We start from the raw sequence: 12,758 nt of genomic DNA, 5'->3' as shown, positions 1-12,758 counted from the left end.
AGGTGTGATGGACGCCGAGGACGTGTCGCGGTTGCGGGCGGTGATCTCCAGGCTGGCCCGTCAGCTCAACGCGACGTCGACCGGGGAAGGCCTCACGCCGACCCAGGCTTCGGTGCTCGGTCTGGTCACCTTCCGGGGCCCGCTCGGGCTCGCCGAGCTGACCGAGCTGGAGGGGCTCAACCCCACGATGCTGTCGCGGGTGGTGCGCAAACTGGACGAGGACGGGCTGATCCGGCGGCTGCCCGACCCGTCGGACCTGCGGGCCGTGCGGGTGGCGGTCACCCCCGAGGGAGCTCTGGTGCACGACCGCATCCGGACGCTGCGGACCCAGGCCGTCTCGGACTGCCTGGACCACCTGCCCGAGCACATCGGCAAGGAACTGCTGGCGGCGCTGCCCGCGCTGGAAGCGCTCGAAGAGGAGCTGAAGTCGGCCCGGTCGGAGTGACGATAGTCAGCTCGCGCGCAGGCCGTAGAACCGGCTGATCCGGCGGTGAACGAGTCCTCGCGGTGCTTCGTCAGACGTCGGCGCCGCGCGCTTGGTCGTCCTCGATCAGGTTGACAGCCGCTTCTTCGGCCGAGGCGCCCGCACCGTCGACGCCGACGTCGGTCGCGTACAGCTCCGTGTCGCCACCGTCGCCGGCGATCAGTCGCCCGGCCCGCACGTCGCCGACCTCGTCGTCGAGCAGTTCGCCGTCGGTGTCCTCGTCGTCACCCAAACCGTCGCCACGGCCGTACGCCGTATCGGGCAGCTCCCGGCCCAGCCTCCTGCCGAGCCCTTCGCCCTGTTCTTCCTCGTCCGCGGTGGTGCCCCAGTCGTTGACCGCCCAGGGGCGTTCCGCTGGTGTGTAGCCCTCATCCAGCGGGTCTTCCGGCCCGCGGGACTCGAGCGTGTCCTCGGCGTCGAGCTGCTCGAAGACGCTGTCGTCGCTGTCGTCCGGCCAGTCAGCCATGGGACTCCTTTGCTCGCCGAGAGATTACAGTCTCGTCCAGGGCGACCGGTCGGCCAACAGCCGTGACCGATCCGGTGGTGGGCCGCGCCGCACCGCGATCGGAGTGGAGGAGGCAGGCATGGGAGGGATCGACCCCACCGCCGTCGCCGGTGCGTTGTTCGACTTCGCCTTGCGACCGTCCCAGAGCCAGGCCGTGCACGCGGTCGTCGCCGGGCGTGACACGCTGGCGGTCCTGCCGACGGGGAGCGGAAAGAGCGCCATCTACCAGGTGGCGGGCCTGTCGATCGGCGGCCTGACGCTGGTCATCTCGCCGCCGTTCGCCTTGCAGCGGGATCAGATCCGGTCGATCGCCGGGCGCCGTTGCGGCGGGCGAGCCGTCGAAGCCGCGTTGCTGAACTCCGCCCAGAAGGCACACGAACGCCAGGACACCTTCGCGCGCCTTGCCAGGGGCGACCTCGACTTCCTCTTCATGGGACCGGAACAACTCACGAACGCCGAAGCGCGAGGGGCGGTGCGGGGCGGCGGGCGCGACGTCGGTTGTTCGTCGTCGACGAGGCGCATCTGGTCAGCGAGTGGGGCGAGGAGTTCCGGCCGGAATACCTGCGGCTGGGCGACGCGATCGCCGAGCTGGGCCGCCCGGCGGTCCTCGCCCTGACCGCGACGGCGTCCCCGCCCGTCCAAGCGGACATCACGCGTCGCTTGAAGATGCGGTCTCCGGACGTCGTGGTCGCGGACTTCGACCGCCCGAACATCGCACTCGCCATGCGGCAGACCCAGCCGGGCGAACGAGAAGCGCAGGCTGTCGACGACCGGTGTGTCGAGGTCCTGATCGAGCAGGAGACGCCTGCCCTGATCTACGCACTCACCCATGCCCGGTGCGAGTCGCTCGCCGATCGCCTGCGCCTGGATGCGTTCCGGGCCGCTCCCTACCACGGCGGCATGACCGCCGGCGCCCGCGCGCGCGTCCAGGACGAGTTCTCCGCGGGGCAGCTCGACGTGGTGGTCGCCACCAGCGCCTTCGGCATGGGGATAGACAAGCCCGACATCCGGACCGTGGTGCACGCCGGCGTTCCCGCGAGCATCGATGACTACTACCAGGAGATCGGACGGGCGGGCCGCGACGGAAAGCCGGCTGCCGCGGTCCTCGTCCACGACCCGCGCACCATCCGCATACCCAGGCTCCTCGCGGCCCGCACCCGGCTGGGCGAGGCCACCCTGCACCGGGTCGTCGACGCGATCGAGAACGCGGGCGGGCACATCGCCATCGCGCAGCTGGTGGCTTCCGCGGACGTCCCGGCGCACGCCGCCGACCGGGTCGTCAACGAACTGGCCGAACTGGGATTCCTCAGTCTCACCGGTTCCGGTCAGCACCGCGCCGCCGAGCCCGGGCGAGAGCTGCCGCCGCCCGCCGAGCTGACCGGGCAGCTGGTGGATCTGAACAAGCGGCGGCAGGCCGTGCTGGCCGGCCGGCTCGCCGCTGCGCGCGAGTACGCGGAGAGTACGCGATGCCGCCGGGCGGAACTGCTGGCGTATTTCGGCGAGAATTACGTGCCGCCCTGCGGAAACTGCGACAACGACCGGTTTTCGGCGGCCACGGCGGGTTCCCGCCCGTCGGTCGGCGGCGGAGTTCCCGTGCGTCATCGGCTCTGGGGGAGGGGCGGCTGCTGAGCCGGGAAGACCACGAGCTGCTGGTCTACTTCACCAGCGTCGGATACAAACACCTGACCACGTCGGCGTTGAAATCCGGGATCCTTCATCGGCGCTGAACCAGCGGTCGCAGGCGTGCGTCCACCTGTGGCAGCTGGCCGAGAAGACGCCACGGCTTTGACCGGATCCGGCAGGCCGGGCGCCGATCATGACGCTCACCGCCTCCCCGCCCTTTCGCCGCCTGGGAATTCGATCGACACGAGGTAGGCCTGCGCCTCGCCGGCGGGGGTGGAATAGCTGATCGTGTCACCCGCCTGGTGGCCGGCGAGGGCGAGCCCCAGCGGACTGTCGGTGGTGATGGTGGTGTCTTCGCGTCCGGGCGGGATCTCCTCGGTGATGGCCACGACCTGCAGAGCCTGTTCCGTACCGTCGCCGAACCGCAGCGTCGCGGTGGTGCCGTCGGGCACGCCGGCCTCGGCGCCGCCGGCTGACCCGGCTCCGGGGCCTGCGGCCAGCAGCCTGGACAGTTCCGCGATGCGATCCTCGACGCGGGCGATCTCGTCGTCCTCCCGGAGGGGGTCCGCGTTGTCACCGCGGTCTCCTGTTGTGTCGAGCGCACGGGCATCGGCGGTCAGCTCGTCGCGGCGATCCCGCAGGGTCCGCAGTTCCTGCTCCAGCCGTGCCCGCGTGCCGTCGCTCAACCCGGCGGTCTTGTCACTCCTGGGAGTCATGTCCGCTCGGTCCCTTCTCTTCGGGAGGCCGAAAGTGGGGCCCAGTATGCGCGCGCCGTCATCGGTGTGCACGTTCGATCTACCGGGGCCGCTGGCTCGGGCTACGCGTGGCGGAACGTGTCGAAGTACCGGACGCGGCCACGGGGACTCACGGCACTCGGTCTGACAGATGTGACTGTCGACCGGTCGCCGAGGGCTTCGACCAGGTAGTCTGACGGGCGTGTTCACGAAGTGAACACGGCGCTCAGGCTCATGAACACCGTCCGGCGGAGGCCCAGTGAGCAAATCGGCGCGGTCGGCGGACGCTGCCCGCGGGGACCGTGGCGACCAGGCCGACATCCAGGCGGTGAGCAGGGTCAGCCAGATCCTGTCGCTGTTCGATCCGGCCACGCCCGAGGTGACGCCGGCCGAGGTCGCCGAGCGGCTCGGCCTCAACCGCACCACCGCGTACCGGTACTGCACCTCGCTCGTCGCGGCCGGCCTGCTCGAACGCAAGGCCGAGGGCGGCTACGTGCCCGGTGGCCTGTTGCTGCAGCTGGGTGCGTTCGCCATCGGTCACCGTCGCGTCATCAACCTCGCCCCGCGGCACATGCGGGCGCTCTCGCGCGCCACGCAGACGAGTGTGGTGCTCAGTCTCTGGGGCCTCACCGGTCCGGTGGTCTCCCGGGTCGAGGAGAACGCCTCCACGATCGTCGTCGTGTCCGTGCGGGTCGGCAGCCATCTGCCGCTGGACACGGCGCAGAGCAAGGTCTTCCTCGCCTACCACGCCGACCAGCTGACCATGGAGCGGCTGATGGCGAACCTGCCCGGGCCGGCCCGGGACGAGCTGCGCGCCGAGGTCGAACGCGTGCGCGCGGTCGGCCACTGCTCCGCGATGAGCACCCCCGGTGTCGTCGCGGTGGCCGCGCCCGTCTTCGACGAGTACGGCATCTGCGCCACCATCGCCATCGTGGGCACGGACAACACCCTGTCGATGTCCGACGACACGCCCGAGCTGCGGGTCGTCGTGGACACCGCGCGCGAGCTCACCCAGGAGCTCGGCGGCCATTACCGGCCGGACGACTCCGGCCCGCAGGCAAGGTAGGGCAGCCACGCGGGCGACCGCGCCGGCGGGATGTCCGCGTACTCGCGTGCGCCGGCGAGCGCGCTGCCGACGAACCCGTCCACGCCGCCGTCGCGGGCGGCGAGGTACGCCCCGGCCCCGGCGACCAGTTCCGCGAGCACCGCGGGCCCCTCGACCCACAGCGCGGTGACCACTTCGACCGCGCGAGCGCCCGAAGCGAGGAACCGCAGTACGTCCGTCGCGGTGCGCGCGCCGTTGGTCCCGATCAGGGGCACGTCGGCGCCGAGTGCCAGCCGGGCCTTGCTGACCCAGTAGAGGCTCATCGGCAGGCACGCGGGCGAGCCCCACGCGCCCCAGGACCCGAGCACCGCGCCGCCGTCGAGGTCCGGCAGGAAGCCCGGGTAACGGCCGACCAGCCCGACGGCGTCCGCACCGGCCGACCGGGCCGCGTGGGCTAGCGCGACGACATCGGACGCCTGCCCGGGCAACTTGACGAACAGCGGCACGTCGACCGTGGCCCGCACGAGTCGCACGGCGTCGTGCACAGCGTCCGCTTCGGTCAGCTGACGCACCGCGCGTGCCTCGCGCCCGTGCGGGGCCCCGATGTTCAGCTCGACGGCGGGGACCACGCCGGCCATGGCGTGCCCGATCCGCGCGGCCGCGGTCGCGTCGCCGAGGGTGATGCTGCCGATCACCGGACAACGGCGTGCCGCGCCGTGTTCGACGGCCGCGGCCAGGACCCCGAGCCAGTCGTCGAGGTCCACCTGCGCGAGCCCGGACCGGTTCAGCAGGCCGTCGTCGCGCCGGGCCGAGCCCGCCGGCCGCACCTGCCGGTCGCCGGAGACGAAGGCGTAGTCCGCGATGTCCAGCTGCCGCCGGGCGGCGGCGCTCTCGTTGACCGACTTCGCCACCACGGCACCGGCGCCCGCATCGATGCAAGCGGTCAGGCCCTCGCGCGTCATGGTGAGCTCCGACGAGCCGACCCACACCGGGTTGGCGGTGACCAGACCGCCCAATGTCGTCTGAAGGCTGTTCAGGACAGCCCCGGGATGGTGCGGTCGTCGGCCATGTCGACGTCCTTGGTCTCCGGGCCGAGGAAGCCGCCGAGGCTGATCAGCACGCCGGCGAGCGCGATCAGGACGGCCGGTGCGAGGTGCGCGGGCAGGACGCCGTCGAACTGCTGCAGGTAGAACTGGTAGAACGCCGGCGCGATCAGCGCGAGGCTGTACCCGACGCCGTAGGCCGTGGAACGGATGCTCCCCGGGAACCGCTCGGTCAGGTACGCGGCGATCGGGCCGAAGGTGCCCACGGTGAAGACGCCGATCAGGACGCCCCAGCCGAGTGCCGCACCCAGGCCGCCGTGCGAAACCATCAGCAGCGAGTAGGAGCCCGCACCGATCACCAGGACCGACAGGCCGTAGCCGAGGTAGAACCGCCGTCGCCCGATCCGTTGGGACAGCAGGCCGAAAAGCGGGTAGGAGAGCGCCGCGGCACCGTTGATCACGAGCATGGTCAGCGTGACGCCCTTGCTCGACAGCTCCAGGTGCGCCTTCAGCTGCACGGGTGTCACGGCGGCCTCCATGTTGGTCGCCAGCCAGGTGCCGGTCATCAGCACGAACACCTGCGCCAGCGCCTTCGGGTAGCGCACCAGCAGCCGCACGAACGGCATCTTGTGCCGCTCGCCGGTCATCGCGGCAGGCGGCTCCTCCACCTGCTTGAGGTAGTAGCGGAACAACACCGCCGCCAGCAGCGCGCCCACCGCGAACGGGACCCGCCAGCCCCACTGCACGTAGCTGCTGTGCAGTCCGGCCGACGGCAGCAGTTGCAGCAGCAGCAGCGTGATCGCGGCGATCACGACGTACGCGCCAGGGGAGGTCGAGGTGATGATCGAGGCGTAGAGCCCGCGCTTGTGCCGCGGGCTCCACTCCATGGCCAGCGGCACCGCGGTCGTGTACTCGCCGCCGAGGAAGATCCCGTCGACGAACCGCAACACGATCAGCAACCCGACCGACCAGATGCCGATCGTCTCGTGCCCCGGCAGGCACGCGGTCGCCAGCGTGATGACGCCGAAGCCGCCGACCGCGACCAGCGTCGTGCGCTTGCGCCCGACCGTGTCGGCGAAGTGGCCGAAGATCACCGCGCCGAGCGGGCGGCCGATGAGCGTCGATGCGAACACCAGCGACGAGAGCAGGGCCGTCGTGCTCGCGCTGAGGTTCGCCGCCTGGAAGTAGGCCGTCGCCGGCGCCAGCACCACGATCGGCAGGTAGATGTCGAACTGGTCGACGAAGTAGGCGAGCGTCCCGCCGCGGACCGCGGCGCGCACCTTGGCGGGGTCCGGGCCGTGCGGGGCGCTCGGCCGAGGGGCGTCCAAGGCCGCCGGATGTGGTTCTGCGGCGGGGGGCGGTGTGGACATCGTCGTCCTCCGAGGTCGACTGGCCGGCTACCGCGGCTCGTGCGACACCACGCTCGATGCGATCCGAACCGCGTGTTCACGAAGTGAACGACTTCACCGTAAACGTGGCGGCCCTGAGGCACAAGAGGCTTGGAAAGGTTGACAGGCGCTCTTATAGTGAACTTTGACTTCACAGTATGAACGAAGGGTGACCCGATGACACAGCGACCCGCCATCGCCTCCGTCCTGGACGGCCTGGTCGACATGCACGTCCATTCCGGCCCCAGCCCGTTTCCCCGGCGTTTCGACCATGTCGAGGCCGCGCGGGACGGCGCCCGGATCGGGATGCGCGCCATGGTCGCGAAGTCCCACCACCACAACACGCAGATGGACATCCTGGCGATGAAGGGACGCTTCGCCGAGGTCGCCGCCACGGCCTACGGCGGCATCGCGCTCAACAGCACCGTCGGCGGGCTCAACCCGCACGCCGTGCGCATGTGCCTGCGGATGGGCGGCAAGGTCGTCTGGTTCCCGACCATCTCCTCGGGCCGGCACATCGAGTGCCATCCCGAGGACGGGGCGTTCCCGACCACCACCGTGCCGCTGACCCTGGAGCGCATCGACATCGTCGACGAGAGCGGTGCGCTGAAGCCGGAAGCGGGGGAGATCCTCGACGAGATCAAGGAGCAGGAGGCCGTCGTCAACGGTGGCCACATGTACCCGGAGTACATCCGCACGCTGTTCCAGGCCGCGAAGGAGCGCGGAATCACGCGGATGGTCGTCAGCCACCCCGACTTCGTGATCGGCGCCGAGCCGGAGCTGTGCCGCGAGCTGATCGAGCTCGGCGCCTTCGTCGAGCACGAGGTCGGCATGTACGACCCCGAGGGAACGCAGAAATGGGACCCGAAGCAGCTGCTGACCTGGATCGAGAAGCTCGGCCCCGAGCACGTCGTGCTGGCGTCGGACTTCGGCCAGGCCGCCAACCCGAAGCCGGTGGACGCGTGGCTGCGGGTCGCCGGGGCGCTGCTCGACCTCGGCCTGCCGGAAAAGGACCTGCGGCGGATGGTCCGCGACAACCCGGCCTACCTGCTCAACCTCGACGCCTGAGCGAAAGGACAGCACGGTGTACGAAAAGGACGATCCCCGCTCCTCGCTCACGACGGCGACCGCACCCCGCCCGGACACCGCCGCCGCCATCGCGGCCGCACAGTACTTCGACCTGCGCACCAGCTCCGTGGTGCGGGCGCAGAACGTCGTGCTGGTGCACACCGAAGCGCGGGACGGCGACGATCTCGACAACGGGACCCTGGAAGGCGAGCTCGCGATCATCGTGACCGCCGCCTCCCCTGCTTTCACCGTGCTCACCGGTGACGGCGCGACGCTGATCGACGCACCGGGGCTCGTCGTGGTCCCGCCCGGCGCCTCCCGGATCGGCGTGCGGGGCGACGGCCCGCTCATCCGGCTCGTCGAAGCCACCGAACCCGCCTGGCGCGACCAGGCGGCGAACGCCGACGCCTATGCCGAGGACCACCCGCGGGTCGCGCTGTTGCAGCGGTGGCCGGAACCCGTCGGCAAGCCGGGCGTGCGCTTCTACCCACTGTCCGAAGTGCCCGACGACCCGGCCCGGTTCGGCCGCATCTTCCGCACGCGGGCGTTCATGGTGAACTTCCTGCCCGAGCAGGACGGGCCGCGCGACCCGCGCAAGCTCTCCCCGCACTCGCACGACGACTTCGAACAGCTTTCGCTTGCCGTGCAAGGGGAGTACGTCCACCACATCCGCACTCCCTGGCTGGCCGACAGCACCCGGTGGCACGAGGACGAGCACGTTCGGCTCGGCAGCCCGTCCGTCGCGATCATCCCGCCGCCCACCGTGCACACCTCCGCGGCGAGCGATCCGGGCGTGAACCAGCTGATCGACATCTTCAGCCCGCCGCGCCTGGACTTCTCGGAGAAACCCGGCTGGGTGCTCAACGCCGACGAATACCCGATGCCGTGAGCGCGCCGCGACGCACGGGCGCCGGGCTGTTCGCGCCGGACCGTGCGACCACCCCGGTGGGCACCTGGCTGAAGATCGCCTCGGGCGAGCCGGTCGAGATCATGGCGTACGCCGGGTTCGACTTCGTCGTGGTCGACCTGGAGCACGCGCCGCTCGATCTGCAGACCGCCTACCGGCTGATCAACTCGGCCGCCGCGCTCGGCATGGTGCCCCTGGTGCGGGTGCCGGACAAGACGCCGTCGACCATCCAGAAGATCCTCGACGCGGGCGCGATGGGCATCCTCGTGCCGCATGTCGACACGGTCGAGCAGGCCGCCGCGGTCGGGCAGGCATGCCGGTTCCCGCCCCACGGCGTCCGCGGCGCGGGCGGCACCAGCCGCGCGGGGGCCTGGGGGCTGCGCCCGAACGCCGAGTACCTCACCACGGGCAACGACGACGTGCTGTGCATCGCGCAGCTCGAGAGCGTGGAGGCGATCAAGGCCGCACCGGAAATGCTCGCGCTGGATTCCGTCGACGCGGTGTTCGTCGGCGCCGCGGACCTGTCGATGGCGATGGGGTCCACGCCGGCCTCGCCCGAAGTGCTCGACCTGATCGGCTCGGCGACCGCGGCCGCACACGCCGTGGGCAAGCGCTGCGGGCTCGCGTTCGGCGGCGTGCCCGAGCGGGCCGCGCAGGCGGTGCGCGACGGCTGCGACTTCCTCCTGCTCAGCAACGACACGTCGATGCTCGCCGAGGCGGCGCGCGGGCTGGTCACGGCGTTCCGGGCCGCGGCAGAGGAGGAGAACTGATGCGGGCGGCCGAAAAGGTCGTCATCACCACGGAGCACATGGTGCGGATCGCCGACAAGCTCTTCGGCGACGACTACTCGTTCTCCGCGTTCGCCGCCGGCCGCGACCAGCTGCGGTTCGCACCCACAGCGCCTGGCTCGGCGGTCACGTGCGGGTAGGCCTCGCGCAGAGCAACGCCCAGCAGGCCGAGGCGCGCGCGATGCTCGCGCTGCGCGGGAAGGAGAGCTCGTGAGCACCCCGCCGCTCGCCGGCAAGGTCATCGTCGTAGTCGGCGCGAGCACCGGGATCGGTGCCGACGCCGCGCGCGTCTTCGCGGCGGACGGCGCCTCGTTGATGCTCGTCGCCCGGACCGAGGAACCCCTTGCCGCGCTTACGAAAGACCTGGCGTCGGCGGGACACGACGTGGCTTGCACGACGGGCGACGTCGCCGACGCGGCGAGCGTCGCCGCCTTCGTCGACGCCACCGTCGCGCGGTTCGGCCGGCTCGACGGGGCCTTCAACAACGCGGCGATGGGCCAGGGCGGTCGCCTCGACGCGGTCGCGGAAGCGGACTTCGACCGGATCATGGCCGTGAACGTGAAGGGCACCTGGCTCTGCATCCGTGAACAGGTGCGCGTCATGGAGCGGCAGGGCGGCGGTTCGATCGTCAACGTGAGCAGCATCGGCGGCCTCCGCGGCAGCTCCGGCATGGGCGCCTACCAGGCCACCAAGCACGCGGTCATCGGGCTGACCCGCACCGCCGCCCACGACTTCGGACCACTCGGCATCCGGGTCAACGTGCTGGCCCCCGGGCCGACCGAGACCCCGATGCTCGACGAGCTGCGCCGGACGATCCCCGGCGGGGTGGCGGCGCGGATCGCGGCGACCCCGTTGCGCAAGGCCGGGACGGGGCCGGAGGTCGGGTCCACCGCGGCGTTCCTGCTCAGCGACCGCGCAAGCCACCTCAGCGGTGTCGTGCTGCCGGTCGACGGCGGGTTCACGGCCTGAGCACGTCAGCACGAGGCTCGTCGCCCCACCAGCCGCGGCGGTCGTGGTCCTGCCGGGGGCCGCGCTGCGGGCCGAACTTGGTGCGGTGGCGCGGGCCCCGGCGAACATGTCGCCGGGGCCGGCGCCGAACGGCCTGTCGATGCTCTGGTGTGCACCGGCACCGGTGGGGTCAGGCTGGTGACATGGCGGCCCGGCCGAGATGGCGGGCCAGGAACTCCTTGTCGACGCCGGTCCAGCGGATGGTGCGGTGATCGCCGGGGTTGGCGTGCAACGTCTTTTCCGGCGAGGCGAACGCGTCGAACAACGCGAGTGCGGACTGCCGGTCGACGTGCTCGTCGTCCCACGGGAGCAGGAACTGGACCGGGACGGTGATCCGTCTCGCCGTCTCGATCAGCTCCTCGTGCGGGAAGAACCCGCCACCGAAGATGGCGGCGGTGATCCGGGGTTCGGCCGCCGTCAGCGGTATCCCGATCGCGGTGCCCAAGGTGATGCCGCCGCCGTAGCCGATCGGTGCTTCGGTGCCGATCTCGGGCAGTGCCTGAAGGGCGTCCAGGGTCGCCTGCCATTCCGGGACGGCGCGCTCCGCCAGTGCGGTGCTGTAGCGGACGCTGACCGACTCGAAGCGATCGTTCTCGCCCGCCACCACGGCCTGCCGGAGGTCGGCGCGGGCCTGCTCGTCCTGCGCCGTGCGCGGGCGGTCGCCGTGTCCGGGTGCGTCGATGGCGACGACGGTGAAGCCCCACGTGGTCACGGTGTCGCGGGCGCGGGCCGTGAGTGCCGGCGTCTTCTTGTGCAGGCCGCCGCCGTGCCCCATCAGCACCAGGGGAGCGTGATCGGGACCGGATACGGGTGACCAGAGCACGCCGGGGGCCTCGCCGACGACGAAGTCGCGTTCGACGACGCCGTTCGACGATGTCTCCGTGGTGAAACGCAAAGAGTGCATGGGTTGTCGCCTTTCGGAAGTGCCTTGATGTCGAGGCGCTCCCGGCGACCCCTACGGCAATCGCCCGGCCGTGACGACGAGGGGGAGCACCCACGTGCGTACAGCATTCATGGGTCTCACCTCCTCGCGTGGTGTCACGGTCCCGGGCACGCTATCAACCCGGACGTCGTACTGCCCAGCCATTTTCCGCGGGGCGACGGGTCTTCGGCGCGATCGTGATCACCGGCGGGTTGGGCGTGTTCCTGATCGCCCGGTACGGCACCACGGTCACCCACGCCGTCGCCGCCGCGGTCGGCCTGCCGCAGTGTCCGAACACCGTGGCCGGCGTGCTCTACGGACCGTGCTGTTCGCCCTGAGTCAACTGCTGATCGCCCCCGAAAAACCATCAACGTCACTGCCCAGGTGACAGGGTCGTGAGGACGTCCGTCGTGACGGTCTCCATCCGGCGCCGTGCCGCGGCGAGGTACTTGCGGGGGTCCACGGTTTCCGGGTGCGACGAAAGCCATTCGCGGATCGCCGCGGTGAGCTCGACGTTGAGGGCGGTTCCCACGTTGACCTTCACCATGCCGTGGCGGACAGCGCGGGCCAGTTCACCGGCGTCCACTCCGGAGGAGCCGTGCAGCACCAGCGGCACGGGCACGGCGCCGGCGAGGCGGGCGATGAGGTCGTGGTCCAACCGGGCCGTCCGGCTCGTCATGGCATGGGTGCTGCCGACCGCCACCGCGAGCGCGTCGACGCCGGTGGCGGCCACGAAGGCGGCCGCCTCACGGGGATCGGTGCGGACACCTGGAGCGTGCGCGCCCTCCTTGCCACCGACCTCGCCGAGTTCGGCCTCCAGCCACAACCCCTGACCGTGCGCCCAGTCGGCGGCGGCGCGGGTCGCGGCGAGGTTGCCTTCGTAGTCCAGTTTGGACGCATCGAACATCACCGAGCTGAGTCCGGCCTCGGCGGTCTGGTGCAGCAGCTCGACGTCCTCCACGTGGTCCAGGTGCAGCGCGACGGGCACCGCGGCGGAGCGGGCGATGGCGGCGGCCGCCGCCGCGAGGGGGGCCAGCCGTCCGTGGTGGAACTTCACGGCGTTCTGACTGATCTGCAGGATCACCGGGGCCGCCACGGCTTCGGCGCCGGCGACCACCGCTTCGGCGTGTTCGAGCGTGATGACGTTGAACGCGCCGATGCCCCGGCGGGCGCGGCGCGCCTCGCTCACCAGGTCCCCGGTGGTGGCTAGCGGCATTGGACCTCCTCGGCCGGTGGAGACAGT

General features: G+C 71.2%; 16 protein-coding genes. 10 read left to right on the top strand and 6 right to left on the bottom strand.

Annotation, left to right across the window (positions count from 1 at the left end; genetic code table 11):
• Window positions 1-7: 7 nt before the first annotated feature.
• Window positions 8-445: a MarR family winged helix-turn-helix transcriptional regulator gene (locus tag LWP59_RS24795; RefSeq protein WP_144638907.1), complete on the top strand. Its 438-nt coding sequence runs from the start codon at window positions 8-10 to the stop codon at window positions 443-445.
• 70 nt (window positions 446-515) lie between these two features.
• Here LWP59_RS24795 and LWP59_RS24790 read toward each other — a convergent pair whose 3' ends face one another.
• Window positions 516-950, bottom strand: a complete 435-nt coding sequence (locus tag LWP59_RS24790; protein ID WP_144638905.1) for a DUF5709 domain-containing protein — start codon at window positions 948-950, stop codon at window positions 516-518.
• Between the two features lie 118 nt (window positions 951-1,068).
• Between LWP59_RS24790 and LWP59_RS24785 the strand changes: the two genes are divergently transcribed.
• Both LWP59_RS24785 and LWP59_RS24780 read left to right on the top strand, forming a co-directional pair.
• A complete protein-coding gene (locus LWP59_RS24785; RefSeq protein WP_186383255.1) occupies window positions 1,069-1,605 on the top strand; it encodes a DEAD/DEAH box helicase in 537 nt (178 codons plus the stop codon).
• A complete protein-coding gene (locus tag LWP59_RS24780) occupies window positions 1,488-2,618 on the top strand; it encodes a helicase-related protein (RefSeq protein ID WP_144638901.1) in 1,131 nt (376 codons plus the stop codon). Before LWP59_RS24785 ends, LWP59_RS24780 begins: the two co-directional genes overlap by 118 nt.
• Window positions 2,619-2,812: 194 nt before the next feature.
• On the opposite strand, the gene LWP59_RS24775 is transcribed toward LWP59_RS24780, so the two are convergent.
• On the bottom strand, window positions 2,813-3,298 hold the full coding sequence (locus LWP59_RS24775; RefSeq protein ID WP_229858013.1) for a GreA/GreB family elongation factor: 486 nt from the start codon (window positions 3,296-3,298) through the stop codon (window positions 2,813-2,815).
• 307 nt (window positions 3,299-3,605) lie between these two features.
• Here LWP59_RS24775 and LWP59_RS24770 point away from each other — a divergent pair, with 307 nt between their 5' ends.
• On the top strand, window positions 3,606-4,412 hold the full coding sequence (locus LWP59_RS24770; protein WP_144638897.1) for an IclR family transcriptional regulator: 807 nt from the start codon (window positions 3,606-3,608) through the stop codon (window positions 4,410-4,412).
• Here the strand turns inward: LWP59_RS24770 and LWP59_RS24765 are convergent.
• The gene (locus LWP59_RS24765; RefSeq protein WP_144638895.1) at window positions 4,376-5,353 is read right to left on the bottom strand and encodes a dihydroorotate dehydrogenase; all 978 of its coding nucleotides are present in this window, start codon (window positions 5,351-5,353) and stop codon (window positions 4,376-4,378) included. The two genes, LWP59_RS24770 and LWP59_RS24765, sit on opposite strands and share 37 nt — an antisense overlap.
• Before the next feature lie 71 nt (window positions 5,354-5,424).
• A complete protein-coding gene (locus LWP59_RS24760; protein ID WP_144638893.1) occupies window positions 5,425-6,804 on the bottom strand; it encodes an MFS transporter in 1,380 nt (459 codons plus the stop codon).
• Window positions 6,805-6,999: 195 nt separating this feature from the next.
• Between LWP59_RS24760 and LWP59_RS24755 the strand changes: the two genes are divergently transcribed.
• The 5 genes from LWP59_RS24755 to LWP59_RS24735 all read left to right on the top strand — a co-directional run bounded on the left by LWP59_RS24755 (window position 7,000) and on the right by LWP59_RS24735 (window position 10,554).
• Window positions 7,000-7,890, top strand: coding sequence for a DUF6282 family protein (locus LWP59_RS24755; RefSeq protein ID WP_144638891.1), 891 nt, complete (start codon window positions 7,000-7,002; stop codon window positions 7,888-7,890).
• A 16-nt stretch (window positions 7,891-7,906) separates the two neighbouring features.
• Window positions 7,907-8,779, top strand: coding sequence for a cupin domain-containing protein (locus tag LWP59_RS24750; RefSeq protein WP_144638889.1), 873 nt, complete (start codon window positions 7,907-7,909; stop codon window positions 8,777-8,779).
• Window positions 8,776-9,567: an HpcH/HpaI aldolase family protein gene (locus LWP59_RS24745; RefSeq protein WP_144638887.1), complete on the top strand. Its 792-nt coding sequence runs from the start codon at window positions 8,776-8,778 to the stop codon at window positions 9,565-9,567. The genes LWP59_RS24750 and LWP59_RS24745 overlap by 4 nt, the downstream gene beginning before the upstream one ends.
• The gene (locus tag LWP59_RS24740; RefSeq protein WP_229858015.1) at window positions 9,567-9,725 is read left to right on the top strand and encodes a hypothetical protein; all 159 of its coding nucleotides are present in this window, start codon (window positions 9,567-9,569) and stop codon (window positions 9,723-9,725) included. The genes LWP59_RS24745 and LWP59_RS24740 overlap by 1 nt, the downstream gene beginning before the upstream one ends.
• A gap of 70 nt (window positions 9,726-9,795) precedes the next feature.
• A complete protein-coding gene (locus LWP59_RS24735) occupies window positions 9,796-10,554 on the top strand; it encodes an SDR family NAD(P)-dependent oxidoreductase (protein ID WP_144638885.1) in 759 nt (252 codons plus the stop codon).
• Between the two features lie 169 nt (window positions 10,555-10,723).
• Here the strand turns inward: LWP59_RS24735 and LWP59_RS24730 are convergent, their stop codons facing one another.
• Entirely contained in the window at window positions 10,724-11,497 is a 774-nt protein-coding gene (locus tag LWP59_RS24730; protein WP_144638883.1) for a dienelactone hydrolase family protein, read from the bottom strand.
• A 128-nt stretch (window positions 11,498-11,625) separates the two neighbouring features.
• Between LWP59_RS24730 and LWP59_RS24725 the strand changes: the two genes are divergently transcribed.
• Window positions 11,626-11,853: a hypothetical protein gene (locus tag LWP59_RS24725; protein WP_233921926.1), complete on the top strand. Its 228-nt coding sequence runs from the start codon at window positions 11,626-11,628 to the stop codon at window positions 11,851-11,853.
• A 35-nt stretch (window positions 11,854-11,888) separates the two neighbouring features.
• Here LWP59_RS24725 and LWP59_RS24720 read toward each other — a convergent pair whose 3' ends face one another.
• Window positions 11,889-12,731: a class II fructose-bisphosphate aldolase gene (locus tag LWP59_RS24720; protein ID WP_144638881.1), complete on the bottom strand. Its 843-nt coding sequence runs from the start codon at window positions 12,729-12,731 to the stop codon at window positions 11,889-11,891.
• Between the last annotated feature and the right edge of the window lie 27 nt (window positions 12,732-12,758).

This window comes from Amycolatopsis acidiphila, from assembly GCF_021391495.1.
GTDB lineage: Bacteria > Actinomycetota > Actinomycetes > Mycobacteriales > Pseudonocardiaceae > Amycolatopsis_E > Amycolatopsis_E acidiphila.
The sequence above is the reverse complement of the archived record's forward strand: the minus strand, read 5'-3'. Positions and strand labels throughout refer to the sequence as shown.

Bases quoted from the DNA above. Each gene is read 5' to 3' on its own strand.
- LWP59_RS24795 (WP_144638907.1), top strand. From the start codon at position 8: ATGGACGCCGAGGACGTGTCGCGGTTGCGGGCGGTGATCTCCAGGCTG.
- LWP59_RS24790 (WP_144638905.1), bottom strand. From the start codon at position 950: ATGGCTGACTGGCCGGACGACAGCGACGACAGCGTCTTCGAGCAGCTC.
- LWP59_RS24785 (WP_186383255.1), top strand. From the start codon at position 1,069: ATGGGAGGGATCGACCCCACCGCCGTCGCCGGTGCGTTGTTCGACTTC.
- LWP59_RS24765 (WP_144638895.1), bottom strand. From the start codon at position 5,353: ATGACGCGCGAGGGCCTGACCGCTTGCATCGATGCGGGCGCCGGTGCC.
- LWP59_RS24760 (WP_144638893.1), bottom strand. From the start codon at position 6,804: ATGTCCACACCGCCCCCCGCCGCAGAACCACATCCGGCGGCCTTGGAC.
- LWP59_RS24755 (WP_144638891.1), top strand. From the start codon at position 7,000: ATGACACAGCGACCCGCCATCGCCTCCGTCCTGGACGGCCTGGTCGAC.
- LWP59_RS24740 (WP_229858015.1), top strand. From the start codon at position 9,567: ATGCGGGCGGCCGAAAAGGTCGTCATCACCACGGAGCACATGGTGCGG.
- LWP59_RS24730 (WP_144638883.1), bottom strand. From the start codon at position 11,497: ATGCACTCTTTGCGTTTCACCACGGAGACATCGTCGAACGGCGTCGTC.
- LWP59_RS24720 (WP_144638881.1), bottom strand. From the start codon at position 12,731: ATGCCGCTAGCCACCACCGGGGACCTGGTGAGCGAGGCGCGCCGCGCC.